The following is a 25,146-nucleotide window of genomic DNA, read 5'->3' as shown; positions in this document are numbered from 1 at the left end:
AGTGCTAACAACTCGCAACTGATAACTCATAACTAATATAGTCTTGCTACTTATATCTTACTACTGATGTCTTGATACTGTATCTCGATATCTTGATACATACTAGCACGAGAGGTGACCTCATAAACAAGACTTTCCTCGTAACGGGATGCTACAACAATTTCTGTAGATCCCGCATGTTCTTTGAATAAACGTGCTACTAAATCCGGGCAGTTATTGTCTTTTGATAAATGTGATAGGAGAAGAAGACTTAGTTCGTCCGTTCGATGAGATAGAAATAGATCCAAAGCTTGTTTATTGGATAAGTGGCCATGGCCACCGCTTATCCTCTTTTTTAAAAAATAAGGATAACGGCCATTGTTCAGCATATCTTCATCATAATTAGCTTCTAAAAAAACAGCATGACACTGTTTAAAATAATAAGTTATGCGGTCGCAAACTCTTCCAATATCCGTAAACACGCCAATTTTCACTTGCTCGTTTGTTATAACAAAACTGTAAGGGTCGGTGGCATCATGGTACTTGGCAAAGGGGATTACTTGTAAGGTACCAATTTGTATAGGTAAAGAAGAGTTAAATATATTGATGGTTGCTAAAGGGAATGTAAAGCCGGTAGCGGCTAAGGTTCCTTGACTTATATATACCGCTAATTGATATTTGTTGGCCAACCTATATAAACCTTTAATATGGTCAGTATGCTCATGGGAGATAAAGATTGCTTTAACCAAGTGCAATGAGAGTCCTAAGCGGGTCATACGTTTTTCAATCTCTCGACAGGAGATTCCAACATCGACAAGAATAGCTTCCTGGTCATTTCCGATATAATAGCAATTGCCATTACTGCCAGAATTAAGTGATGATACAAAAAGCGAAGACATATTACAAACATAGGGAAATTGTTCTATGATTAGAAAATACCGACAAACAAAAAGCACGAAACAGATGTATGTAGGAAGGGAAGGCACAATACTTTAACAACATTATGGATTATATTGACTACTACAAAATTTTAGGTGTCGAAAAAAATGCTTCTCAGGATGATATAAAAAAGGCCTATCGTAAAATGGCGCGTAAGCTGCATCCTGATTTAAATCCTGACGACAAGGAAGCACATAAAAAATTTCAAGAAATTAATGAGGCAAATGAAGTGTTGGGTGATTCGGAAAAGAGAAAAAAATATGATCAATACGGAAAAGATTGGAAACATGCTGATGCATATGAACAGGCAAATCGAGCACAGGGCGGGGGCGGACAACGTAGAGGCGGAAATCCTTTCGATGGCCAAAACCCGTTTGGAGGAGGCTTTTCCAGTACCGGCGGAGATTTCTCCGAAGCTGATTTTTCGGATTTTTTCTCCTCGATGTTTGGAGGAGCTTCTCGAGGAGGAGGACATACACGGTTTAAAGGGCAAGATTACCGTGCAGAACTTCCCTTAAATTTACGCGACGCGGCCGTAACACATAAACATACCGTAAATGTAAATGGCAAGAAATTAAGAATTACTATTCCTGCAGGTGTAGAAAATGGCCAAGAAATACGACTCAAAGGGCAGGGAGGGGCGGGAGTGAACAACGGCCCGGCAGGTGATCTATACATAACTTTTATTATTTCTGATGATCCAATGTTTAAACGATTGAAGGACGATTTATATCTTACAAAAGATATAGATCTTTATACGGCAGTGCTGGGGGGAGAAGTGTTGGTAGATACGCTGACAGGCAAGGTGAAACTTAAAGTTAAACCGGAGACGCAAAACGGCACGAAGGTTAAACTAAAAGGTAAGGGCTTTCCTGTGTATAAGAAAGAGGGGCAATTTGGTGATTTGATCATTACTTATCATGTTAAAATCCCTACTGGTTTAACGGAAGAGCAAAAACAGTTGTTTAGGCAGTTAGCAGACACGGATCATTCATAGACTTTTAAAATGGAAACAACATTGATTTTGATAAAGGAGTATTGTGAGCAATACGAGATCGAGCAGCACTTTGTACAGTCTTTGCAGGAAGAGGGTTTACTTGAAATTACCGTGGTATCCGACGAACGCTATATTAAAGAAGAGCAGTTGAACGAATTGGAACAATTTCGTCGTTGGCATTACGACTTAAATATCAATATTGAAGGCATAGATGCAATGAGGCATCTGATTAACAAAGTAACGAAAATGCAGCAAGAGATTAATCATTTAAAGAATCAGCTGCGGCTACATGGAGGGGTGTAGTGATCGCTCGCAATGATTCGTAATCATTACGAGCGAACAAAATAACACAAAGCGTTTACTTTTTATTGTAACATAGAGCGGAGCATCCAGGCCATCGATTCATGTTGTTCCATAAGACCGGTCAAAAAATCTGCTGTACCGGCATCTTTATGCTTTTCCTGAATTGGATCTATTGCCTTTCTGAGTTCTCTGATGATAGTTTCATGATCTTCCAGTAGTGCTTCTATCATTATTTCCGCAGATGATCCATCATCCGTATGTTCTAATAAATTTGTTTCGTCTAAGAATTGTTGAAGTGTACCCAAGGAATAATGCCCAAGTTTGCGGATGCGTTCTGCCACCTCGTCCATAACCTCGGCAAGCTCTTTATACTGTGATTCGAAAAATAGATGTAAATCGTGAAAATGTATACCCTTTACATTCCAATGAAATTTTCTTGTTTTGGTATACAAAACAAATTCATCTGCAAGGAGATGATTCAAAATGTTAGCAACAGCTTGGCGATTATCCTCAGAGATGCCAATATCAATTTTAGCAGTTTTTGTAAGTGCCATGGTATTTGAATTTATGTAATTGAACGATATTAATAATTTGCTTAGGGTATGCTTAAATTTATGAATAGATATGCTCTTTTTTTAGCTGCATAGAAAAAACAAGATTAATCGCTCGCGCTATTATAAACGCTAAGCTCTCGCATCCTAAAATGAGTGCTGTATATAATCAAATTTAACATATATGAACGATTTATTGCCTTGATAACAATCATATTTAAACATGTGTTTGCTCACTTTTAAACTTTATTTCAATGGTATGACAAATACCTCTTATAACTCGTAAAATTCTAATGGAAGATCATCTGGATCGGCAAAAAAAGTAAAACGTTTATGCGTTAATTCATCTATCCTTATGCATTCGGTCACAACATGGTGAGCCTGAAGATGTGCAACAGCCTTATCAAGATCAGGAACCCCAAAAGCCAAATGCCTTAATCCGCGGGCTTCGGGTCTGCTGACGCGCATCGGCGGATGGGGAAATGAAAAAAGCTCAATCACATAATTATTATTGAGCGCTAAATCAAGTTTATAAGAATCACGTTCTTCACGGTAGGTTTCGTTAATTATCTCAAGATTTAATATTTGCGTGTAAAAATGTTTGGATTTGTTATAGTCCGAGCATATGATAGCGATATGGTGGACAGCTTGAATGAATGGGTGCTTCATGGAAATAAATTATGAAAATTTTAATCTAAGTTAGCTGTTTGGTTGCAAATTTTGGTAACATTCTTATGGTGGAGCGTTTAGAAGAGTTTTTTTTGCTTAAAAAGAGTATTTTAGTGTTCAATTTTGAAGGTCATTGTTTTTATAGGCTGCTTTTGGGAAGCCGAGTGTCAAAAAAATGACTCTAATCCTCATTAATGTTCAAAATTTCATTACAAATCAATACTATGCGAAAATTATTACCTTTTTGTTTTCTGATTCTTGGTTTTTATCTCTTGAAAGCACAAGAGACTTTTCCTGTCAATGGTTCTCATGATAAACGTCCTAAAAAGTACGCCTTTGTAAATGCTACGATTGTCGCTAAAGCGGGCCAACGTGCTGAGAAGGGTACACTGCTCGTCAATGATAAGCTTATTGAAGCGGTAAATGGAGATCAAAAGGTTCCCCCCGGATACATTACCATTGATTTGGAGGGGAAGTACATCTATCCTTCTTTAATTGATGCTTTTTCGACATACGGGGTACCGGAAAGTAAGGAAGGCCGATCGTTTGGAAGAGCACCTCAAGTGCTGACTTCGACAAAAAATGGTGCCTATGGATGGAATGAGGCGATCAGACCAGAAACACGTGCAGTAGATGCGTTTACTGGGGATACTAAAGAAGCTGAACAGTTAAAAAAGATAGGATTCGGAGCAGTACAAACGGTATTGGAAGATGGAATTGCACGTGGTAGTAGTGCGCTTGTATCGCTATTGGGGGCCGAAGATAATGAGGCCGTTTTGGTGGCTGATGTAGGTGCTCATTATTCATTTGATAAAGGGTCGGCGAAAACTTCCTACCCTTCGTCATTGATGGGAAGTATTGCGCTGTTAAGACAAACGTACTATGACGCACAATGGTATGGGCAACAGCAGGAAGAATATAATATGTCATTGGAGGCCTTTAATAAGTGGCAAAATCTGCCACAGTTTTTTGAAGTTAATGATGTGTTAGATGTATTAAGAGCTGATAAAATTGCAAAAGAATTCAGCAAGCAATATGTTATTAAAACAGGTGGGAACGATTATCAGCGTATAAAAGAGATAAAAGCTACAGGGGCTAGTTTAATTGTTCCGTTAAATTTTCCAAAGGCCTATGATGTGGATGATCCATATGAAGCTGATAAGCTTTCATTGGCTCAACTGAAACATTGGGAGCTTGCCCCGGCTAATCCCTCTTTTTTAGAGAAGGCCGCAGTTCCTTTTGCTTTAACGGCAAGTGGCTTAGATAATATACGTTCGTTTTGGCCTAATCTAAGGAAAGCTATACAATTTGGTTTAAGTGAAGAGACCGCTTTAAGGTCATTGACAGAAATACCGGCTCAATTGCTTGGGGTTAGCGATAAAATCGGAACACTTGAAAAAGGTAAGCTAGCTAATTTTATTATTACATCAGATAGTTTATTTAAAGAGGGTAACATTATATATGAAAATTGGATCCAAGGTGAAAAATTTATAGCCAATAATGTAAGTACAGGTGATATTAGAGGGGAATATGCCACAGCGATTGAAGGTTATGGCGATGCAAAACTTGTCATTGGTGGAAAATCAGGTAAATATGAAGCGCATATCAGCACATTAAAGGATACCGCTCAAACGAAGGTGAATATAAACGTTGACGGCGATCTACTAACAATGAGTTTTAATCCTAAAGGAACTAAAAGCAGCTTCAGGATAAGTGCTTACGTCACGAATGAAAAACCTGTTCAACTAAAGGGTGATTTAAGTAAAATGGATGGAGACGTATCGCCATGGTCAGCGACCTATTCAGGAGCTTACGTCGCCAAACCGAAAAAACAGGTAAAAAATAAATCGTTAGACCTCGGAAAGGTAATTTATCCCTTCACCGCTTTTGGACATGAAGAGTCTCCTACTGCTACCACTGTATTGCTTAAGAATGCCACTGTGTGGACAAACGAATCAGCCGGGATACTCCAGGGAGCAGATGTGCTTCTTGTAGATGGAAAAATTAAAGGTGTTGGAAAGGGCTTATCTGCCGCTGGCGCCAAGGTGATCGATGCAACGGGCAAGCATGTGACAGCGGGAATCATAGATGAACATTCGCATATTGCTATATCTCGCGGAATTAATGAAGGAACACAATCCGTAACCTCCGAAGTCAGGATCGCCGATATCATCAATTCGGAAGATGTGAACATTTATCGCCAACTGGCAGGAGGGGTAACTACTTCGCATATATTGCATGGATCGGCAAATGCTATCGGCGGTCAATCTCAATTAATAAAATTACGTTGGGGTAAAGCACCAGAAGAACTAAAATTTGGTGGTAGTGATGGTTTTATCAAATTTGCACTTGGTGAAAATGTAAAGCAAAGTAATTGGGGAGAAGCCGCTAAGATCCGTTTTCCGCAAACACGTATGGGTGTGGAACAAGTGTATGTAGATGCTTTTACACGTGCGAAAGAATATAAAGTGAACATAAACAAAAAGGATGGTAAGACACGTAGAGATCTGGAGCTTGATGCCTTGGTGGAAATTCTGGATAAGAAACGATTTATCACCTGTCACTCTTATGTACAATCCGAAATCAACATGCTTATGCATGTAGCTGATAGCCTAGGTTTTAAGATTAATACTTTTACACACATTTTGGAAGGGTATAAGTTGGCCGATAGAATGGCCGCAAGAAGTATAGCCGGCGCGACCTTTGCTGATTGGTGGGCGTACAAAATGGAAGTACAGGAAGCTATTCCGTACAATGCCTACTTAATGGAAAAACAGGGGGTTGTAACGGCGATTAATTCTGATGATGCCGAAATGGCCCGTCGTCTTAACCAGGAGGCGGCCAAAGTAATAAAATACGGTGGCTTATCAGAAGAAGAGGCTTGGAAGCTCGTAACATTAAATCCCGCTAAGATGCTGCATGTAGACAACCGAGTGGGAAGTATAAAAGTTGGAAAAGATGCAGATGTAGTGGTTTGGAGCGATAATCCGCTATCAATTTATGCTAAAGCTGAAAAAACATTTGTGGATGGTGTTAAATATTGGGATGGGGAAGAAGATGAAAAGGTGAGGAGCTCTCAGAAAAAGGAAAAGGCTCGTCTAATAGCTAAATTGATCGAAGAAAAGGGAAAAGGTAGTACTACCCAGAAAGCGGTGGAAAAGCCTACAATAGTTTATCATTGTGAAACCCTTTTAGAGGAGAATAATGACGATTTTAACCATAACCAATAAGTATGACCATGAGAACAATTTTAAAATATATATCAAATATAACGGTATTAGTTACCTTCATTATAACAGCAAAGGCGCAACCAACTATATATCCAGCTAAGCCACAAACAGGATCTATAAGTATTAAAGGGGCTACTATTCATGTAGGTAATGGACAAATTATTTCCAATGGAACGCTTGTTTTTGAAAAGGGTAAAATTACGTATGTAGGAGATGGAAATGGAGCACCATCTACCGCCGAAACGATAGACGCTGCTGGTAAACATCTGTACCCAGGCTTCATTGCACCCGTTACCAACCTTGGTCTAGTAGAAATCGAAGCGGTAAGAGCAACGGTTGATAATACCGAAGTTGGTGATAATAATGCTCATGTGAGGGCTCTTATAGCTTATAATACAGATTCAAAAGTCATAAACACATTACGCTCTAACGGCATAATCTTAGCGCAAGTAACACCAGAAGGAGGCTTGATTACGGGTCAGTCGTCCGTTGTGCAATTGGATGCTTGGAATTGGGAGGATGCAGCGTATAAAAAAGATGATGCCATCCATGTGAATTGGCCGACTGTCAAGTATGCCCGGTTCGGAAATACCAATAGTGAAGAACAAAAAGAACGTGTAATAAAAGAAAGAGATGTGCTGAATGACTTATTAACGGATGCAAAAGCCTATTGTAGTGTAGATAAGCCCGTAGTTTTTAACGCACGTTTAGAAGCATTCCGAAATGTTTTCGGTGGCTTGAAAAAGGTAATGGTTCACGTAGATAAGAAGAATGATATGATTGCTGCGGTGCAATTTTTTAAGAGACATGCTATAAAACCAGTGATTGTAGGAGGAGCGGATGCTCACTTGGTAAGTTCTTTCTTAAAAGAGAATAACATACCCGTCATTATACATCAAGCACACTCATTGCCTGCTAAAGACGACGATGATGTGAATCTGCCCTATAAACAAGCGAAGGTACTAACTGATGCGGGGATATTGGTGGCTTATGGGATGGATGGTTTTTGGCAACAACGTAATTTACCCTTTATGGCAGGAACGGCCGCGGCTTTTGGATTGGAAAAAGAGAAAGCTTTATCCACCATTACGTTAAACACAGCGAAGATATTAGGGATAGATAAAACAACAGGTAGTTTGGAACAAGGAAAAGATGCTAATCTTTTTATTTCTTCGGGTGATGCGTTAGATATGAAAGGGAATAAAATTGAAAAGGCATTTATCGTAGGAAGGGATATCAATCTAAATAATTTGCATAAACAATTGTTCGAAAGATACGAATATAAATATGGGCAGAAATGATCGTTCAAAGAGCGAAGAATAGGTTCTTCGCTCTTTTGAAATATTATTTATTCGGCCTCTCAAAACCATCTTTAGTAGCTTTTTCTGACATGGCTTTCACTCGTTTTTCTGTGTCTGGATGTGATGACATTAATCGTTGCATAGTAGAGGCTTTTTCTCCCCCTTCACTTTGTTTAGCTAAACTTTCAAAAGCCGTTGCCATATACCAGGGATTTACCTCTTTTTCTTTTAATAGATCATAACCATAGGAGTCTGCAGCACTTTCCTGTGTGCGGGAAAAAGAAGAATTTGCAACGGCCTCTCCTAACTCTCCTAATTTCGAATCGCTTAAGGTTCCAGCAGCACCGCCCTGTGATCCTGCACCATCCTTAAGTGCAGAGGTCAAAAGAGCTGTTCTAAAGGCATCTTTTGAATCTTTATTTTTAACATGACCAATTTCATGGCCTATAACGCCAAGTACTTCGTTGTCATCCATCACTTGCATTAAACCGGCGCAAACACGTACGCTACCATCCGCACAAGCAAAGGCGTTGACGTCTTTTACTAGGTAGACTTTAAAGTTGAGGGCTAGTCCATCATGGCTTTCTAAACCATTTGTTAATTTCGCCAATCGCTGCGCAAGCTCATCGTCTGGCGGAGCCACCGGATTATTTTCGTCCATCCATACCATGTACTCTTTTGCGTAACCGGCAACTTCATCATCTGATAGTGTAACTGCCTTTGCTGCAGAGGTCGCTGCTTTAATGCTTTTCGCATTAAGTTTGAATTGTGCATGCACATGCAAAGCACTCATTGTAACAACGAGAAATAATAAACTGAATTTGAATGTTGGTTTCATAGATCGTTTTTTGTGTGTTATTAATTTAAAGTAAATAAATTGAATCTGATTACAAATATAAGTTTTTAAGGGAATAAAATTATTGTTTGATGAAGTGTGGTGTCTAGCTTTAAAGTAAGCGTTTATTCAAATTAAATGTTACTTTTGTGAATTCTACATTTATTCGTATATATTTTGTCATTCAAAGAACTTAAACTCATAGATCCTTTATTAAAGGCCATTCATGAGGAGGGGTATGAAACTCCTACACCCATCCAATCACAAGCAATTCCGGTAGCACTTACCGGTAAAGACCTTTTAGGATGTGCACAGACCGGTACAGGGAAATCTGCTGCCTTTATTCTGCCAATATTACAGCACCTCGTTGAACATCCTGTTACAGGAAAAAATGTCAAAGCGTTAATTTTAACACCAACCAGGGAGCTAGCTATTCAGATTGATCAAAGTATCGAGGTCTATGGCAAATTTTTACCATTGAAACATCAAGTTGTTTACGGGGGAGTTAACATCAATACACAAATATCGGCGCTTCGCAAAGGAACAGACCTTTTAGTTGCAACGCCTGGACGATTGTTAGATTTAATTAATCAAAGGATTATTTCACTGCAAACAATCTCTCATTTCGTGCTGGATGAGGCCGACCGTATGTTAGATATGGGGTTTATTCACGACATCAAAAAAGTTGTCGCCCTGTTGCCTCAAAAGAGGCAAACGCTTTTCTTCTCTGCTACAATGCCAGAAGAAATAGCCAAATTAGCCAATACCATATTGCGAAATCCTGTTAAAGTAGAGGTTACTCCTGTTTCCTCCACAGCAGAGACGGTAGCACAAGTGGTGTACGCGGTCGACAAAGCTAATAAACCAAAATTGTTGGTGTACCTATTAAATAAGGTAGTGAAAGATCATGTATTGGTCTTTTCCAGAACAAAACATGGAGCAGATCGTTTGGTGAGATTTTTAGATAAAAATAGAATTAAGGCGGAAGCTATTCATGGTAATAAATCGCAAAATGCTAGGCAAAATGCTTTGAATGGCTTTAAGTCGGGCAGGTTAAAGGTGTTGATCGCTACAGATATTGCGGCAAGAGGCATAGACGTGGAGGATCTTAAATATGTAATCAACTTTGACTTACCAAATGAACCAGAAACGTATGTACACCGTATAGGGCGGACGGGGCGAGCAGGAACAAGCGGGAAGGCGATCTCTTTTTGTGATATAGAGGAACGCCCTTATTTACAGGATATTAATAACCTCATTAATCAGGCAATCCCTGTGCTGAATGACCATCCTTATCCTGTGCGAGATGAATTTGTAGCGGTACCACTTCCCAAGGGCGCGTTACAAGGAAAAGCAAAAAAAGAAACTGGTCCCCCAAATAACAAAAAAAGGCGATTTAGGTCCAATAATCAGCAAAAACGAAGATGATTAATATAATTCATCATTAATATTTTATAAATAAAATAGTTAAATGAATGGATTCTAGGATTAATATCCTTACATTTGTTTTAATTATTAATAAATCAATAAAATACAATGCAAGAAGGAGTAGTAAAATTTTATAATGAAACTAAAGGTTTTGGTTTCATCGTTCCTAACGCTGGTGGAAGTGATATTTTTGTTCACTCATCAGGCCTTATCGATTCTATCCGTGAAAATGATAATGTATCATATGACGAAGAACAAGGAAAAAAAGGCTTAAATGCGGTAAATGTTAAAGTTATCTAAAACAATTAATATAAATCGTATGGAAAGCCCGTTCGGAATACCGAACGGGCTTTTTATTTACGCATTTCTTTAATGCCTAAAAAAGGATATACCCTTAATAAAAAACATATACACAATATTTTCATCAAAGAAAAATTAGCTAAGTTTGTACCTTATGAACGAAGAGAAATCATTGAACTTCCTAGAGGAAATTATAGAGGAAGATATTCGCAATGGAAAGAATGATGGTAGGGTTTTAACACGTTTCCCTCCGGAGCCTAACGGCTACTTACATATAGGCCATGCAAAATCAATCTGTTTAAATTTTGGGTTGGCCCAAAGGTATCAAGGTAAAACAAACCTACGGTTTGATGATACCAACCCTGTTACAGAAGATGTAGAATATGTAGACAGTATTAAACACGATATTAAATGGTTAGGTTTTCAGTGGGAAGAGGAGCTTTATACTTCTGATTACTTTGATACACTCTATCAGTTCGCTATTCAATTGATTAAGAAAGAATTGGCTTATGTGGATGATAGCACGCCAGAAGAGATCGCTGTGAGTAAAGGCACGCCTACTGAGCCTGGCAAAGCCACCTCTTATAGGAGCCGCTCCATAGAAGAAAATCTTCGTCTTTTTGAAGAGATGAAAGAAGGGAAACACCCTGACGGTAGCAAAGTATTACGTGCTAAAATCGATTTGGCTAATCCAAATATGCACATGCGTGACCCTTTATTATATCGCATCAAACATGCGCATCATCATCGTACAGGAGATAAATGGTGTATATATCCTATGTATGATTTTGCGCACGGACAAAGCGATTCTATTGAAAAAATAACCCATTCGGTCTGTACGCTGGAATTTATACCACATCGTACTTTATATGATTGGTTAATTGAAAATATAGGTATCTTCCCGTCTAAACAATATGAATTTGCGCGATTGAATATGACCTATACGGTAATGAGCAAAAGACGCTTATTGCAACTGGTTAATGAAAAATATGTAGAAGGATGGGATGATCCTCGGATGCCTACCATTAGCGGTTTACGAAGGAGGGGTTATACACCAGCAAGTATCCGCAATTTTTGTGAACGCATTGGTGTTGCTAAAAGAGAGAACGTAATTGATGTTGGATTGCTGGAATTTTGTATTCGCGAAGATTTGAACAAAACTGCTTGGCGCAGAATGGCTGTATTGGATCCAGTGAAATTGATTATCTCTAATTATCCTGAAGGGAAGGAGGAAATCTTACATGGCGAAAATAATCCGGAAGTAGAAGGTGGTGAAGGCGAACGTGCTATTCCCTTTAGCCGAGAGCTGTGGATTGAACGTGAAGATTTTATGGAAAATGCCCCAAAGAAATTTTTCCGTCTAGGCCCGGGATTAAGTGTGCGCTTAAAGAATGCTTACATCGTTACCTGTGATGATTTCGTAAAGGACGATGCTGGAAATATAACCGAAATATATTGCAGTTATATCCCTAACTCCAAAAGTGGTGAGGATACAAGCGGGTTAAAGGTAAAAGGAACGATTCATTGGGTAAGTGTACCTCATGCTAAGCGTGCGGAAGTGAGATTGTATGATCGTTTATTTAAGTTGGAAAATCCACTGGCAACCGAAGGCGATTTTAAAGAATCAATTAACCCGGAAAGCTTGCAAATACTAGATAATGTGTATATAGAGCCCGATTTAGCCAACGCTGTACCAGGAAAAGGATATCAATTTATCCGTAAGGGCTATTTTACCTTAGATACGCGTTCTACAACGGAACATCTGGTGTTTAACCGGACCGTTGGTTTAAGGGATACGTGGGCCAAGGAATCACAAAAAGAGGCAAGTGTCTAAAAGGGCTCTTCTGTACGTCACTCCCGACTGAAGCACAGCGAAATGGAGAGGTGTATGTTTATATAAAGCAATGAACCGTCCATGTTTATCCGCCAGCTGGCGGATTCATCATACATGGGAATGTAAATTTATTCACGGGTTTTATATATTCTTTGTGTTCATGAGCCCTTCGGGGTTTAAACGTGGTAAGCTCCATTCGACCGATGGATAAAAAACCGCTTTGCGGTTCATGAGTGCCAATAGTAAAATAGGATTAACGAATAATTATTTACGAATGAAATAGATTTCTAGGCTTCAAGCATTTCGAAAAGACAACTTTTTATAAGGTTGTCTTTTTAATATATAAGTTATAAAGAATACTAAGTGCGAATGGCGTCCATTCTTCAGTGGTCTCGGTTGGAACATAATGCCTCTTAAATGCTAAGATAGCTGCGGAAGCATTTCTTGTATCGTAGCCTAATATACGCAAACCATCCAATGGATTGAAAGTGGTAGGAGGAGCAGCCAAGATATCATCATACCAAAGGCCAAAACCTTTTTCGGCCAATCTTTTCCAGGGGAAATTCGCTCCAGGATCAACTTTCCTGCCGGGAGCAACATCCCCATGGCCAATGAAGTTTTCCGTTGGAATGTTGTAATTTATTTTTAGCGTATCCAGTAGGGTAAGTAGATTGGTTATTTGTGGTTCGGTGTAAGGGTCTTTACCATTATTGTCCATCTCAATCCCTAAGGAAATAGAGTTAAGGTCGGTAACAGAACCCCAGCGACCATTGCCAGCATGCCACGCTCGTAAATAATCGTTTAACAATTGATAAACTTTTCCCTCTTTGTCGATAATATAATGGGCGCTTACCTGTGTACGTTCTAAGGTGAAGGTGCGTAATGTTTGTTGTATGCTGTCCTGTGCGGTATGATGCAAAATAACAAAATTGGGCTTGCGCATGCTGAAATTTACGGTGCCTACCCACTCGAAGTCTTTGCGCTGCCCTTCCACGCCGGGGGACGGTAGTCCTGCAGAGGCCATAAGTTGCGGACTGGGAAGCGGTTGTTTTATTACCTCAGCCAGCTGTTCTACCTGTTTTTCGTAAATTTTATTGCTATCCGCAAATTGCTTCTTGGAGGCACAAGCGCTTAAGAAAAAAGCGGAAACAAAAAATGCGTATAAAACATGTTTTAGATGCATATATATACCTATCGAGGGAATTTATAGTTTAGACCAATACCAATACTTTGAGAGCGTTGCAGTTCCTCTATTTGATTAGGATCATACAATAGGGTCGCATTGAACAACAAGCTTATTACTCTCGAAACGCGTACACCTAAGATGGCATCTAGACGATGCCTGGAAGTACTAAGGTCTTCAAAATTAGCTAAAAATTCGTACGTGGTTTTTAAATGCAACCATTTCGTTAGATCTCGATCGGTACCGGCTAATAACTGAAAGCTCACATCATTCTTGAATCTTCCGGGTATTTCTACGCCGAAACGAGTAGTATCTTCTTCCTTTACCGATTGAACATTGTCATCTAAAATATAGGTCATACGGGTCGCTGGACCGAAACGGATGGAACTAAACTGATCTGGTTTATATTCGAGACCGACTGCGGGTGTAAGATAACCTGGAGCCATGAAATTGGATATCTTCCTGGTCGCGGTGTCTACACCATTAATGTTTGCATATTGCCAACCTGCATCAAATTGTGTTTCAAAGGTCAAGGCTGCAAATAACGCCCATTTCTGAGAAAATTTAATGGAGTACTTATTATCCCACCAGATGCGGTCTTGGTTCTTACGCGCAAGTTGATTTTCATTCTTAATCTTTCCATACCTTAAGTCTAATTCAGACACAAAGTTTTTATCCTCTTTGGTGTAATCCCATTTTGTATTAAAAAAGGCGCCTAAAGAGATAGAATTTACGCCACCACTGTTCCAGCTATCACTAAAAGAGGCTTGATTGGCATTTATAGAGAAACTAGTCCAATTACGCCAGTAGTTGATTTTTAGGTTCAGGTTAGGATCCTGAATGTCTACTTCTCGAATAGACATCTTTGGAGTTCTTACCGGTAAACTGTTCTTTTTTGGCGCCTGCCTCAAATCGTTTAAATCATAATCTTGAGCTTTTACCGTGAAAACTGCTCCCAAAAAAAATACTACAAGTAGGTATCGAATATTCATCAGCATAGTTTTATTGTTAACGACTCTTCGCAAATAGCAAAACAAGTCGACTCTTCTTCTCCAACTCAAAATCAACCACAAACATAGATAAATTGCCTTTATAATGCAATTCACTTAAACAAGATAATGATCATGCATCCTTTAGATTAACTTGTTTTCCTGATCCTGGTATGATATAAATTCTTTCGCAACAAGAATAATGCCCTAATTTGGATTTAACCTTTCAATTTTGACTTCTTGTTTTCCGGGTTCAACCTTAGGTAGCGTTTGTATTCGGTAAGCACTTGGGTTTTTTCGATACATATTATAAGATGACTGTATATACTTTCCTAACTCATAATCGTTCGCCTGCATGATGAAATGATAGGAAGGTCTATATTGATGCATAAAATCTTCTAAGGCTACTCCACTTAGGTTTGTTAGTCGCCGAACCGTTATTTGCGTAAAGCGGGTGTCGATTACATTGTTTTCATATTCTCGCTGAATAAGTTCTTGTAAAAATCGTGCGTTTTTTCCTCTTCTGCTGAGAAGCGAGTAAAGAGCATCAATGCTTAAGCCTGCCCCTGTGGGGCCCACTGATAATAGGTCGCCTGGATCGCCATTTTTATAGGCAGTATTATATTCCCTTTTCCGTTCCTCCAGAATTTCCTGTGGTGATCTTTTGGCTACAATACTTACTTCATTTAGCCATATAGTGGATCTATTCAGGTTGAAAACAATCGTTGGTTGACTCTTTACTATAAGCGTGTCTGAATGGTAGCCCTTTACAATGGCAATTAAAGTATCTCCGGGTTGAGCCTCGATGGCAAATTCTCCTCGTTTGTTATTATATTTCATCGCATCATTAGCGGTGTTATAAATATAAACACGGGCAACACGTTGCTTGGTGTAGCTATCAAATACAATACCTTCCCTCTCTTGTGCGGAGAGGTAAGCAGTTCCGGTAAGCAGTAAAACGAGTATGGTTGTTAAGATCTTCAAGTCAACAAAAATACGGAGGGCTTTACGCATTAAGAAAGATTTTGCATTTTTTAACAAAAAAAGATCCCATCTTAATGTATTATTTTGAAACTAAAAGCAATTGGCCCAATACCAAATCATCGTCTTGGAGGCTATTCATGCTTTTTAGTTCACTTGGTGTAAGGCCGTATAGCTTGCTGATATTAAAAATGGTATCTCCTTGTTTTACCTCGTGTATTTTCATCTCAAGGGGTGGTTTGGCAGCCGCCTGCTCCGGCTCTTTGGGGGTGTTTTCGGCAATCTCTGTGAATACACGTTCTTCACGATTTATTTTTTCTGGCGTTTTTTCCCCATGATCGTAATCATATAAACCATATCGTTCAATTAAGTCAATTAGTAATTCGGCGTAACGTGGGTTCGTGGCATACCCTGCTTTTTTTAGTCCTTTAGCCCAGCCAGCATAATCGTCTTTATCTAGTTCAAATAGTGTTGCGTACCGTTTTCTTAATAAAAATTCAGAATGATCCCTAAAAGAATCTTCTGGTGAATCGTAAACTCTGAAACAATCATCTATCCGGTCATCATCTTTATAAAAGGAATCTCCACGCCAATCAGAAGTGCATTTAATTCCGAAATGATTGTTCGCCTCCCTGGCTAAAGTACTATTCCCATTGGCCGATTCCAGTAGTCCTTGTGCCAATGTAATGCTCGCTGGAATACCATAGGTGTTCATTTCTTTGATTGCTATTGGCTTATACCGAGAAATGTAATCTTGAGCAGATGCGCTGATCGCGATTGACTTATTGTTTGATGGATTTCTTTTTTTAGTAGGGTGGGTGCGACCAGGGTAATCGCCCTGTTGCCGCGACTTAGCGCTTTGTAGAACACGCTGTTTGGGTAAACACGCTGTAAAGAGCGAAAAAGATAATAAAAATAAGACCGCATAAAAGTATCGTAGCAATAGAAGGTCTTTTTTATTCTGATTCATATTTATGAAATTTGTTAAATTTTAATGCGTTGACCAATTTTTAACCGGTCGCTCCTAAGTTTATTATCATTTTTTATCTTTCGGACGGTTGTATGATGTCTTTTGGCTATAACACCAAGGGTGTCTCCCTTCTTAACTATATAGGATTTAGCCTCAACGGCTAGAACAACCTCTTCTTTGTCTTTAACAGCGATAGGTTCTTCATATCCTTCCGGTCTTTTGTCCAAAAGAAATAGTTGATGTTTTTTTATCGTGGCAACAATATGAGCTGCCCAAGATTTGCTACCTGCGTATCCTCCTTTCATAATACCGTAAGCCCAGGCTTGATATTCGTAAGGGCCGTATTTGGTAAATAATGATTGAAATTGTTTCCGGTTTTTTAGGTAACTGATAAAATCATCATATGATTCTTGAACGGAAGTGTACCCTTTATAGGATGATCTAATTTGCTTGCTATGGTTTGGACCTTTGATCCCAAAGTGATTGTTAAGATAGGTGGCTACTCTACTTGTTCCATTGGCACTTTCATGCATAGCGACTGCAAGGATAATACTGGCAGGAACACCGAATTCTTCCATTGCACTGACGGCTTGTTCTTTATAGGTATTAATGTATTCCTGGGCGGATTTTTGTGCGAGCGATATTTGCGTACTGCCTATCGAGATGGCGACTATTGAAATGACTGCTAGTAGAATCCTTTTCATGCTAGCGTTTTCTAATAAGAAATATCCCATCGCGAACGGGTAGTATTAATTTTTGCACTCGCTTGTCTTGTGCAATAAAATCGTTCAAGGCAAGAATTTGTTCCGTTTGTTTGTCTGGATGTTCACTAACTATTTTGCCTTTCCATAGCACATTATCAATAAGTATCAGTCCTCCTGACCGTACCTTGTCAATAACTAATTCATAATAACGTAGATTGTTCTTTTTATCAGCGTCTATAAATACCAGATCAAAGGTCTCTGATAGGCTAGGAATGATGTTTGTCGCTTCTCCTACGTGATATTTTATTTTATGTCCAAAACCAGAGGCGTTAAAATAAGCCTGCACCCTTTCTTCCAACTCTTCATTGATGTCTATGGTATGTAATACACCCTGTTCCGTTAAGCCTTCGGCCAGACAGATGGTAGCATATCCGGTAAAGGTGCCAATTTCCAAGATTTTTTGAGGAGATATTAAATGGCTAATCATACTAAGTAGACGGCCTTGGTAATGACCGGAAAGCATGTGTGGCATGGTCTCTTTCAGATGTGTGTCACGGTCAATGTTTTCTAATAAAGAAGGTTCTTTATCGCAGGTACTACTAAGGTAATCACTTAACTGACTGTCTAAAATATCCATAGCAACAAACATAGATAATTTCGTTAGTATATACAATCCTGGTTAAACTTGCTTACCTTCCATATAACTCTGTAAAATAATAACTGCTGAAATGGTGTCAACAAGGCCTTTCTCCTGTCTCTTCGAACGTTTTAGCCCACTTTGTGCAATAGTAGCAGAAGCCATTTTGGATGTGAAGCGTTCGTCAACTTCAACGGCCTCTATGGTCGGGAAAGTTTTTTTTAGCGTGCGGATAAAACCTTTTACGTGCATGGCGGATTGTGAAGCTGTTCCGTCAAGCTGTTTGGGCATCCCTACCACAAAGGTTTCCACAGCTTCCTTTTGTAAATAATCTTTTATATACTGAATAACCTGATTGGGATGAATGGTGGTTAAAGCGGTAGCGATGATCTGCAAGGGATCCGTTACTGCAATACCGATCCGTTTAGTGCCGTAATCGAAAGCCATTATCCGCATAAATTGTTATTTTTGGTGCTTATTAGATACAAAGATAAAGAAATGCCTGACTAAGGTCGAACTTGAGCTACAATTGTTGCCAAAAGGTGAGTGATGAGCTTATTTCAATGAACTGGTTGATATATGGTAAGCAGAGAATTACAACTAGTAACGAATAAAAAGATATGCAATTTAAAGATATAATCGGACAGGAGAAGGTAAAAGCGCATTTAATTCATACTGTTAAAGAAAATAGAGTAAGTCATGCCCAGCTTTTTCTCGGCCCGGAAGGAAGCGGTAGCTTGCCTCTTGCTGTTGCCTATGCTCAGTACATAAATTGTGAAAATAAGCAGGAGAATGATAGTTGTGGGAATTGTAATTCTTGTAGAAAATATGCCAAAATTATACATCCCGACCTACACTTTTCTTATCCCTTTTTTGCATCTCATAAGGAGGATACGGCTACCACCTTTATCGAACAATGGCGAAATAGTTTTCTCTCCAATCCCTATTTAGGGATGGATGTCTGGAGAAATAGCCTGGAGGCAGGAAATAAACAGGCTAATATAAATATAGCCGAATGCCATCATATTATTCAGAAACTTAGCTTGAAAGCCTTCGAAGCCTCGTATAAGGTGCTGATCATGTGGTTGCCGGAGTTTCTTGATAAGGAAGGTAACACGTTGCTGAAGCTGATCGAAGAACCTCCAGAGAATACACTTTTTTTGCTGGTAGCTCAAAATCAAGATCAATTACTTAATACAATCATATCACGTACACAATTGGTAAAGGTGAATCCTATTGATAAAGGGAGCTTGGTTGAATACCTCATCAGCGAAAAAAATCTGACCAATGAGAAGGCTACGCAATTGGCTTACATTAGTGCCGGTAATATGCAACAGGTACTTGCACTTCTAGCTGAAGAAGGCGGAAATAGTCATTTTAACCTATTTGTGCAGTGGCTAAGATTCTGCTTTGGAGGTAAGGTCTTGGATCTTATTAGTATGGTAGATGAAGATCTATCAAAACTGGGACGGGAAAATCAAAAAAGTTTCTTACTTTACGCTATTCAAATTATACGCGATGTAATTCTCTTTAAAGAAGGTGTGGTAAATTTAGTACACCTTCCTCAAGCTGAAATGTCGTTTGTAGAAAAATTTAGTCCGCTTTACAGCACAGAAAAGCTGGAAGCATGTATTAATATCTTTGAAAAAACATGTTATCATATAGAACGAAATGCAAATCCTAAAATCTTATTTTTAGATGTATCTTTGCAATTAGTTTTATTATTTAAACACTAAACGTTCCTGTGATAAACAGGACTCAATATATAAATATGGGATGTGATAATTGCTCATCCGGAGGTGGTTGTGCCCCTGCAGGTTGCCAAAGCAACGGTTCATGCATGACAAACGGATGTAATAAACTGGATGTTTACGATTGGCTAAGCCACATGGATATGCCATCTAACTATATACCTTTTAATATTGTAGAAGTAAGATTTAAAGGTTCAAGGAAGGATTTTTATATCAATCATGAGAATCTTTATCTTGAAATGGGAGAACCCGTAGCCGTGGAAACAGCAACAGGTGGCTATGATATCGGGTACATTTCATTGACAGGAGAGCTCGTTCGCTTACAGCTTAAAAAAAATAAAGTAGAGTCATCTTCTGTTGAAAAAAAGATCTTTAGGAAAGCAACAGCTAATGATATGGATAAATATCAGGCGGCTAAGGACCTCGAATGGGAAACAATGCATAAGGCCCGTAAACTGGCATTGGATCTTGGGCTTTCTATGAAATTGAGTGACGTAGATTATCAGGGGGATAAAACCAAAGCTACTTTTTATTATACTGCCGAAGGAAGAGTTGATTTTAGAGAGCTGATAAAACGAATGGCAGAAGCATTCCGCATTCGTATAGAAATGCGCCAGATCGGGATGAGGCAAGAAGCTAGTCGCTTAGGAGGTATTGGTTCGTGCGGACGGGAGCTTTGCTGCTCCACTTGGCTTACTGATTTTAAAACAGTATCTACTGCTGCAGCCCGTTATCAAAATCTTTCCTTAAACACGTTGAAGTTGGCTGGACAATGTGGTAAGTTAAAATGCTGCCTCAATTATGAGCTGGATACGTATATGGATGCACTCAAAGATATTCCTAATGATATCGAAAGGCTTGAAACGAAAAGAGGAACCGCTCGTCTACAAAAAACAGATATTTTTAAGAGGTTAATGTGGTTTTCTTTTCCTGGAGACGAAAACTGGATTTCGTTGGAAATAGATAAGGTGAAGGAAATTGCGGAAGGAAATAAGAACGGCATTACACCGGACGACTTAGTCGAAGTGAAAGAAAATATCGAGGTAGCAGTAAAACCTGTAACTTATGATTATGAAAATGTTGTAGGACAGGATAGTTTGACAAGACTTGACGAAAAGGGTAAAAAGAAAAAACGACCGTCGCGCAAACGAAATAAAAATAAATCGACGGTAGAAAATAAGACTTCACCAGTAGAAGGATTAGAACCAGAGAGACTTCAAGGGGAGAGGAAAGAAAAGGGAAAAGGAGAGAAAAGGGGGGGCGTTAAACAAGGCCCAACTACTCCAGCAAGTAATGACGCAAAACCTAACACTAATGAGGTAAGGGCAGGTGCCGATGGTAGTAAATCCAAAAATAATAACAGAAGAAGATATAGGGGCAAAAAAAGTCATACAAATAAAGATGGTAATGCCAATAATGGAGACAAAGGTTAAATTATTAAGGACAGGTAACTCGCTGGTTTTTTTAATTGTCTTTTTTTTAATTGCTGGTGTCGTTATTTCTTGTAGTGACGATGTGCTCAAAGATGAATTTAAACCGATTCCCAACCAATCTTGGAACTATAATTTTGTTCCATCATTTGAAGTGAAAGTTGTAGATAAACAAACCAGCTATCGCTTAAAAGTAAATGTAAGAGTAACAGCAGATTATAGGTATTCGAATCTCTTTGTTCTTATGCATCAAGTACACCCAAATAAAAAACAGCAAACAAAAAGGATAGAACTGCGGATTGCTGATAAAGATGGAAGGTGGCTAGGAAAAAGTGCGGGAAGTTTATATAGTTATCAGATTACGTATGACAAGGATTATTATTTCCCAGATACAGGTACATACCGCTACGAGATAGAGCAGAATATGCGCGATAGTCCGCTAAGGGGCGTGAGTGATGTTGGAATATGTATTGAACCGAATAAGAAACATTAAGATTTGGCATTATTTGTGCCTATAAGTTAGCGGCTTTTGAGCTTCTACATTTCTATGGATAACTATTTACGATCTTACCTTCTTTTATTTTTCGCGTTTTTGTTGTGTTGTATTTGTTTAACGCAATGTGGTAGGCCGTCTACACCAGTAGGTGAAGCATTGTTTAAGATAACCAAAAATAAGGTATATAAGGAGTTAAACAACGATTCACTAAAACGGTATTTACAAAGCTACTTAACCAGGCCGAGTAGTAAATTCAAAAACCCCAATTACTTGCGTAATTTTTACGCCGAGAATGATTATCAACCCATTTTGCTTACCAAGTTCTATCCTGACTCCTCATTGTTTAGCTTGATCGACTATTTGGAACAGCTTGAAGAGCACGGTTTATCTAAAAGTAATTATCGTCTAAACGAGCTTAAAGAGTTAATAAATGGTTTGGGAGGCAAAGATACCGTCAAGAATTTAACCGCAGTTTATAACCATCTTATCGAGGCGGAACTGTTAATTGCGGAAAGCTTAACGAATTATAGTTTTGCCCTACAATACGGACAGGTTAATCCGAGAAGAATTTTAAATAGATATTATATTCCGGTTAAAAGACCCGATAGCCTTGTTTTTAAAAATGTGCTTCTGACTGCTAATTTGAAACATTACTTAGATAGTATTCAGCCAAACGCTAAATTATATAAAAGATTGCAAGAAAGACTCAGGAAAAGCCGTGAAACAAAAGAAAATAGGTCTACTTTGATTGCCAATATGGAGCGTCTGCGTTGGAAGTACACAAAAGATAGTACAGGTATGGTTTATGTGAATATACCGGCATTCGAGTTAAATGTAATCAAAGATGAGCAGCTGATAAGTAAAATGAAAGTGGTGGTAGGTAAGGCAGATGGCCATGAAACCCCCATGTTAAGTAGTATGATCCATAGTGTACAAGTGAATCCTGTTTGGCATATTCCTACAAGCATTGCCACAAAGGAGATATTGGTGCAGGCACAGGCTGATAAATTTTATTTAGCTAACCATGGAATTGATGTATACTATAAAGGGGAAAAGCATGAAAATGCAGATAGTATTGAGTGGTCTGGTTATAACAAAGAAAATCTTCCCTATACATTTAAACAAAGACCAGGCAATACCAATTCTTTAGGACTTATTAAATTTTTATTTAAAAATGGAAGTAGTGTATATCTTCATGATACGCCTGTAAAAGCTACATTCAATAGGTCAATGAGAGCAGCAAGTCATGGTTGTGTACGGGTAGAACAACCATTAAATTTAGCGCTTGCTATATTTGGCGAAGGAGAAAAATACAATACAATTAAAGAAGAAATGGGGTCGGTTGATCCTGTTGCGAGAACAATTAAGCTTAAACCTCAAGTGCAGGTAATATTAGACTATTTTACCTGCACTGAGCAAGCGGGAAAACTAGTGTTTTACCAAGATATTTATAAGCAGGATTCTATTCTATATAGAGCACTAAAGTAAGCTTCCTTCGATATTGCTGACTAATGTAGAATCTGGGAGAAGTTCAGAATCACTATTAGCAGAGGCGACTAAGCTTCTGGTAGCTGTTCTTTCGTTGATGAAGGCGGATTGATAGTTAGAAGACTTTCCATGGATATACATAACAGATTTGCCTTTTATTAAATCTATAATTTTATCCTTTAATACTTCTGCAACGGCGGGACAACCTTGGCTTACACCCATTCGATCCTGGCCTTTTAATATGTTTGGTCCAACGTACCAAGCTCCATGCAACACAATACCTCTCTCCCTGGCATTTGTGTTAAAGCCTTCATCCAAACCGTCAAGTTTTAAAGATCTACCATGTTTGCCTTGGTAGGTTTCACCTGTTAAGTAAAACCCTAAACTACTTTGGTTGGAATTAGGCCTATTAGAAAAGAATTTAGCCTCTTCTAAACCACTTCCACGGCCATGCGCTACATAAGTATTTAGCAGAACGGTATCTCGTTCCAAATCTATAATCCATAATCTTCGTTCGCTGCTATGTTTACTAAGGTCTGCAATGGTGATGACAGACGAGCTAGTTTTTCCTTGTTCTAATAAATTTAAATAGCCAACATAGGCTTGCTTAAAAACATTGCTATCGAGCGTTGGATTAGACCCGTGTATACGGTTAAATAAATTCTCAAATTTATATGATAAAATGGAGCGCTTTTTATTGTCGCGTTCTTTTTTTCGATAATTTTTATGAGAAGTTGTTGATGGGTGAATGGATCGCCAACTCGTACTGATAAGAATGGTTAGGAATAAAAATACAAGAGATGGTAGTAGAATACTTTTTTTTAACTTCATATAATCTTTTACACTTTTTTCATCACTGATGAAATATCCAAATTTTAAAACGCAAGTATCTGCAAATTATTGCGTTACAAAGATAGGATAAAATATTGAGTAAAAAGTATTTTTATATGAAAATATTTAACTAAAATGACATTTTTAAGCAAAAATAAACATCCTTGGAACATTGTTTATATTTAACCTGAATTCGATTATTATTTTCGGTTCAGAACGCTTTGAAATGGTGAGATTCAACTGAAAAGAACGAAGGAATAGCGGGCTATTTCGAGGAGTTTTCAGGAAGAAGATGGCCGTTTCAAAGTGAAAAAATGAGAAAAACTAATCCAATAGCTTCTCCAGGTTGCGTTACCTTGGCTTGTCTTATCCCGATAGGCCTGCGCAAAGGTGCCTTACCTGGCTTTGCTATTGAATTTTTGAACTCATAAAGAATAATTGAATTCAGGTTTTAACAAAATTTAAAAAACTTTAGTTGCTCGAATTGTTTATTAAATGAATTAAATTTTTGACATGGCTTATCAGTTTTTATTAACCATTATTGAAAATGGCATTTTGCGAATTACAATTAATCGTGAAAAAAAGTTAAACGCCCTTAACAAAGAGACCTTAATTGAACTAAACGACGCAATCAATAGGGGTTTGCAAGATGCAGTGGTGAAGGGAATCGTACTAACGGGCGCAGGTGAAAAAGCATTCGTTGCCGGAGCAGATATAAGTGAATTTTCAGCTTTCAATGAAGAAGAGGCCCTGCATTTGGCAAAGGATGGTCAAACCAAGGTTTTTGATCTAATCCATCAGGCAGAAAAGCCCATTGTTGCGGCTATTAATGGTTTTGCTTTAGGAGGCGGATTAGAGTTGGCCATGGCATGCCATATCAGAGTTGCCAGTCATACAGCAAGGATGGGGTTGCCTGAAGTTTCGCTGGGTTTAATTCCTGGATATGGTGGTACACAGCGATTAACCCAACTGGTAGGACGAGGTAATGCCCTGGAAATCATACTGACAGGAAACATGATAAATGCGGAAAAAGCCCTGCAAATCGGATTGGTAAACCATGTGGTGCCTAATGACGAAGTGGTTGCAAAAGCAGAAGATATTCTAGTGGATATTGCTACTCGGTCGCCTCAAGCAGTAGCGGCAGCTATAAGGGCTGTAAATGCTTCGCTTGTTGATGGAAAAGATGGTTTTGAAGTTGAAATAGTCGAGTTTTCAAAATGTTTCGGTACAGCAGATTTCAAAGAGGGTGTAACGGCTTTTTTAGAAAGACGAAGTCCAGATTTTAAGAAAGAATGATGCTTTAATTGAAGTAAATTTTAT

24 protein-coding genes are annotated in these 25,146 nt (G+C 38.6%); 12 read left to right on the top strand and 12 right to left on the bottom strand.

Annotated elements, in window-relative coordinates; genetic code table 11:
* Positions 1 to 50: 50 nt before the first annotated feature.
* Positions 51 to 878 (bottom strand): MBL fold metallo-hydrolase, encoded by an 828-nt coding sequence (locus tag BMY50_RS17545; protein ID WP_093326853.1) that lies wholly within the window; start codon positions 876 to 878, stop codon positions 51 to 53.
* A gap of 104 nt (positions 879 to 982) precedes the next feature.
* Here BMY50_RS17545 and BMY50_RS17540 point away from each other — a divergent pair, with 104 nt between their 5' ends.
* Together BMY50_RS17540 and BMY50_RS17535 are read left to right on the top strand one after the other, a co-directional pair.
* Complete coding sequence (locus BMY50_RS17540; RefSeq protein WP_093326850.1) at positions 983 to 1,915, top strand: DnaJ C-terminal domain-containing protein; 933 nt, start codon at positions 983 to 985, stop codon at positions 1,913 to 1,915.
* A 9-nt stretch (positions 1,916 to 1,924) separates the two neighbouring features.
* The gene (locus tag BMY50_RS17535) at positions 1,925 to 2,218 is read left to right on the top strand and encodes a chaperone modulator CbpM (protein ID WP_093326848.1); all 294 of its coding nucleotides are present in this window, start codon (positions 1,925 to 1,927) and stop codon (positions 2,216 to 2,218) included.
* A 62-nt stretch (positions 2,219 to 2,280) separates the two neighbouring features.
* On the opposite strand, the gene BMY50_RS17530 is transcribed toward BMY50_RS17535, so the two are convergent.
* Complete coding sequence (locus BMY50_RS17530; protein ID WP_093326845.1) at positions 2,281 to 2,772, bottom strand: Dps family protein; 492 nt, start codon at positions 2,770 to 2,772, stop codon at positions 2,281 to 2,283.
* 270 nt (positions 2,773 to 3,042) lie between these two features.
* Positions 3,043 to 3,438: an SMU1112c/YaeR family gloxylase I-like metalloprotein gene (gene gloA2 / locus BMY50_RS17525; protein WP_093326842.1), complete on the bottom strand. Its 396-nt coding sequence runs from the start codon at positions 3,436 to 3,438 to the stop codon at positions 3,043 to 3,045.
* A gap of 224 nt (positions 3,439 to 3,662) precedes the next feature.
* On the opposite strand from gloA2, the gene BMY50_RS17520 reads away from it, so the two are divergent.
* On the top strand, positions 3,663 to 6,668 hold the full coding sequence (locus BMY50_RS17520; protein ID WP_093326840.1) for an amidohydrolase family protein: 3,006 nt from the start codon (positions 3,663 to 3,665) through the stop codon (positions 6,666 to 6,668).
* Between the two features lie 8 nt (positions 6,669 to 6,676).
* On the top strand, positions 6,677 to 7,969 hold the full coding sequence (locus tag BMY50_RS17515) for an amidohydrolase family protein (RefSeq protein ID WP_238383806.1): 1,293 nt from the start codon (positions 6,677 to 6,679) through the stop codon (positions 7,967 to 7,969).
* Positions 7,970 to 8,012: 43 nt separating this feature from the next.
* Here the strand turns inward: BMY50_RS17515 and BMY50_RS17510 are convergent, their stop codons facing one another.
* Positions 8,013 to 8,807: a M48 family metallopeptidase gene (locus BMY50_RS17510; protein ID WP_093326831.1), complete on the bottom strand. Its 795-nt coding sequence runs from the start codon at positions 8,805 to 8,807 to the stop codon at positions 8,013 to 8,015.
* 174 nt (positions 8,808 to 8,981) lie between these two features.
* Here BMY50_RS17510 and BMY50_RS17505 point away from each other — a divergent pair, with 174 nt between their 5' ends.
* From BMY50_RS17505 to BMY50_RS17495, 3 genes are all read left to right on the top strand, one after another.
* Positions 8,982 to 10,232, top strand: coding sequence for a DEAD/DEAH box helicase (locus BMY50_RS17505; RefSeq protein WP_093326829.1), 1,251 nt, complete (start codon positions 8,982 to 8,984; stop codon positions 10,230 to 10,232).
* A 108-nt stretch (positions 10,233 to 10,340) separates the two neighbouring features.
* The gene (locus BMY50_RS17500; protein WP_093326826.1) at positions 10,341 to 10,532 is read left to right on the top strand and encodes a cold-shock protein; all 192 of its coding nucleotides are present in this window, start codon (positions 10,341 to 10,343) and stop codon (positions 10,530 to 10,532) included.
* 154 nt (positions 10,533 to 10,686) lie between these two features.
* Positions 10,687 to 12,366, top strand: a complete 1,680-nt coding sequence (locus tag BMY50_RS17495; RefSeq protein ID WP_093326824.1) for a glutamine--tRNA ligase/YqeY domain fusion protein — start codon at positions 10,687 to 10,689, stop codon at positions 12,364 to 12,366.
* 319 nt (positions 12,367 to 12,685) lie between these two features.
* On the opposite strand, the gene BMY50_RS17490 is transcribed toward BMY50_RS17495, so the two are convergent.
* From BMY50_RS17490 to ruvX, 7 genes are all read right to left on the bottom strand, one after another.
* Positions 12,686 to 13,549, bottom strand: a complete 864-nt coding sequence (locus BMY50_RS17490) for an N-acetylmuramoyl-L-alanine amidase (protein ID WP_093326822.1) — start codon at positions 13,547 to 13,549, stop codon at positions 12,686 to 12,688.
* A gap of 8 nt (positions 13,550 to 13,557) precedes the next feature.
* Positions 13,558 to 14,541, bottom strand: a complete 984-nt coding sequence (locus BMY50_RS17485; RefSeq protein ID WP_093327101.1) for a DUF3078 domain-containing protein — start codon at positions 14,539 to 14,541, stop codon at positions 13,558 to 13,560.
* 204 nt (positions 14,542 to 14,745) lie between these two features.
* Positions 14,746 to 15,552, bottom strand: coding sequence for a hypothetical protein (locus tag BMY50_RS17480; protein WP_093326820.1), 807 nt, complete (start codon positions 15,550 to 15,552; stop codon positions 14,746 to 14,748).
* Positions 15,553 to 15,601: 49 nt separating this feature from the next.
* Positions 15,602 to 16,489, bottom strand: a complete 888-nt coding sequence (locus BMY50_RS17475; RefSeq protein WP_093326818.1) for a glucosaminidase domain-containing protein — start codon at positions 16,487 to 16,489, stop codon at positions 15,602 to 15,604.
* A gap of 14 nt (positions 16,490 to 16,503) precedes the next feature.
* Positions 16,504 to 17,193, bottom strand: a complete 690-nt coding sequence (locus tag BMY50_RS17470) for a glucosaminidase domain and LysM peptidoglycan-binding domain-containing protein (protein ID WP_093327099.1) — start codon at positions 17,191 to 17,193, stop codon at positions 16,504 to 16,506.
* 1 nt (position 17,194) lies between these two features.
* On the bottom strand, positions 17,195 to 17,830 hold the full coding sequence (locus tag BMY50_RS17465; protein WP_093327098.1) for an O-methyltransferase: 636 nt from the start codon (positions 17,828 to 17,830) through the stop codon (positions 17,195 to 17,197).
* A 42-nt stretch (positions 17,831 to 17,872) separates the two neighbouring features.
* Positions 17,873 to 18,286: a Holliday junction resolvase RuvX gene (gene ruvX, locus BMY50_RS17460; protein WP_093326816.1), complete on the bottom strand. Its 414-nt coding sequence runs from the start codon at positions 18,284 to 18,286 to the stop codon at positions 17,873 to 17,875.
* Between the two features lie 164 nt (positions 18,287 to 18,450).
* Between ruvX and BMY50_RS17455 the strand changes: the two genes are divergently transcribed.
* From BMY50_RS17455 to BMY50_RS17440, 4 genes are all read left to right on the top strand, one after another.
* The gene (locus tag BMY50_RS17455) at positions 18,451 to 19,566 is read left to right on the top strand and encodes a DNA polymerase III subunit (RefSeq protein ID WP_093326814.1); all 1,116 of its coding nucleotides are present in this window, start codon (positions 18,451 to 18,453) and stop codon (positions 19,564 to 19,566) included.
* 35 nt (positions 19,567 to 19,601) lie between these two features.
* Positions 19,602 to 21,014 carry a PSP1 domain-containing protein gene (locus tag BMY50_RS17450; protein ID WP_202907876.1) on the top strand — a complete coding sequence of 471 codons (1,413 nt, stop codon included), beginning with the start codon at positions 19,602 to 19,604 and terminating at the stop codon, positions 21,012 to 21,014.
* The gene (locus tag BMY50_RS17445) at positions 20,998 to 21,504 is read left to right on the top strand and encodes a gliding motility lipoprotein GldH (protein ID WP_162276621.1); all 507 of its coding nucleotides are present in this window, start codon (positions 20,998 to 21,000) and stop codon (positions 21,502 to 21,504) included. Before BMY50_RS17450 ends, BMY50_RS17445 begins: the two co-directional genes overlap by 17 nt.
* A gap of 273 nt (positions 21,505 to 21,777) precedes the next feature.
* Entirely contained in the window at positions 21,778 to 22,995 is a 1,218-nt protein-coding gene (locus tag BMY50_RS17440) for a L,D-transpeptidase scaffold domain-containing protein (RefSeq protein ID WP_162276620.1), read from the top strand.
* Here the strand turns inward: BMY50_RS17440 and BMY50_RS17435 are convergent.
* Entirely contained in the window at positions 22,987 to 23,826 is an 840-nt protein-coding gene (locus BMY50_RS17435) for a murein L,D-transpeptidase catalytic domain family protein (RefSeq protein ID WP_093326806.1), read from the bottom strand. The two genes, BMY50_RS17440 and BMY50_RS17435, sit on opposite strands and share 9 nt — an antisense overlap.
* A gap of 513 nt (positions 23,827 to 24,339) precedes the next feature.
* On the opposite strand from BMY50_RS17435, the gene BMY50_RS17430 reads away from it, so the two are divergent.
* Positions 24,340 to 25,122: an enoyl-CoA hydratase/isomerase family protein gene (locus BMY50_RS17430; protein WP_093326804.1), complete on the top strand. Its 783-nt coding sequence runs from the start codon at positions 24,340 to 24,342 to the stop codon at positions 25,120 to 25,122.
* Positions 25,123 to 25,146: the final 24 nt, after the last annotated feature.

Origin of the sequence: Olivibacter domesticus, from assembly GCF_900109575.1 — a bacterium.
GTDB lineage: Bacteria > Bacteroidota > Bacteroidia > Sphingobacteriales > Sphingobacteriaceae > Olivibacter > Olivibacter domesticus.
Note: the sequence above shows the minus strand (reverse complement) of the source record. Positions and strands in the feature narration are given on the sequence as shown.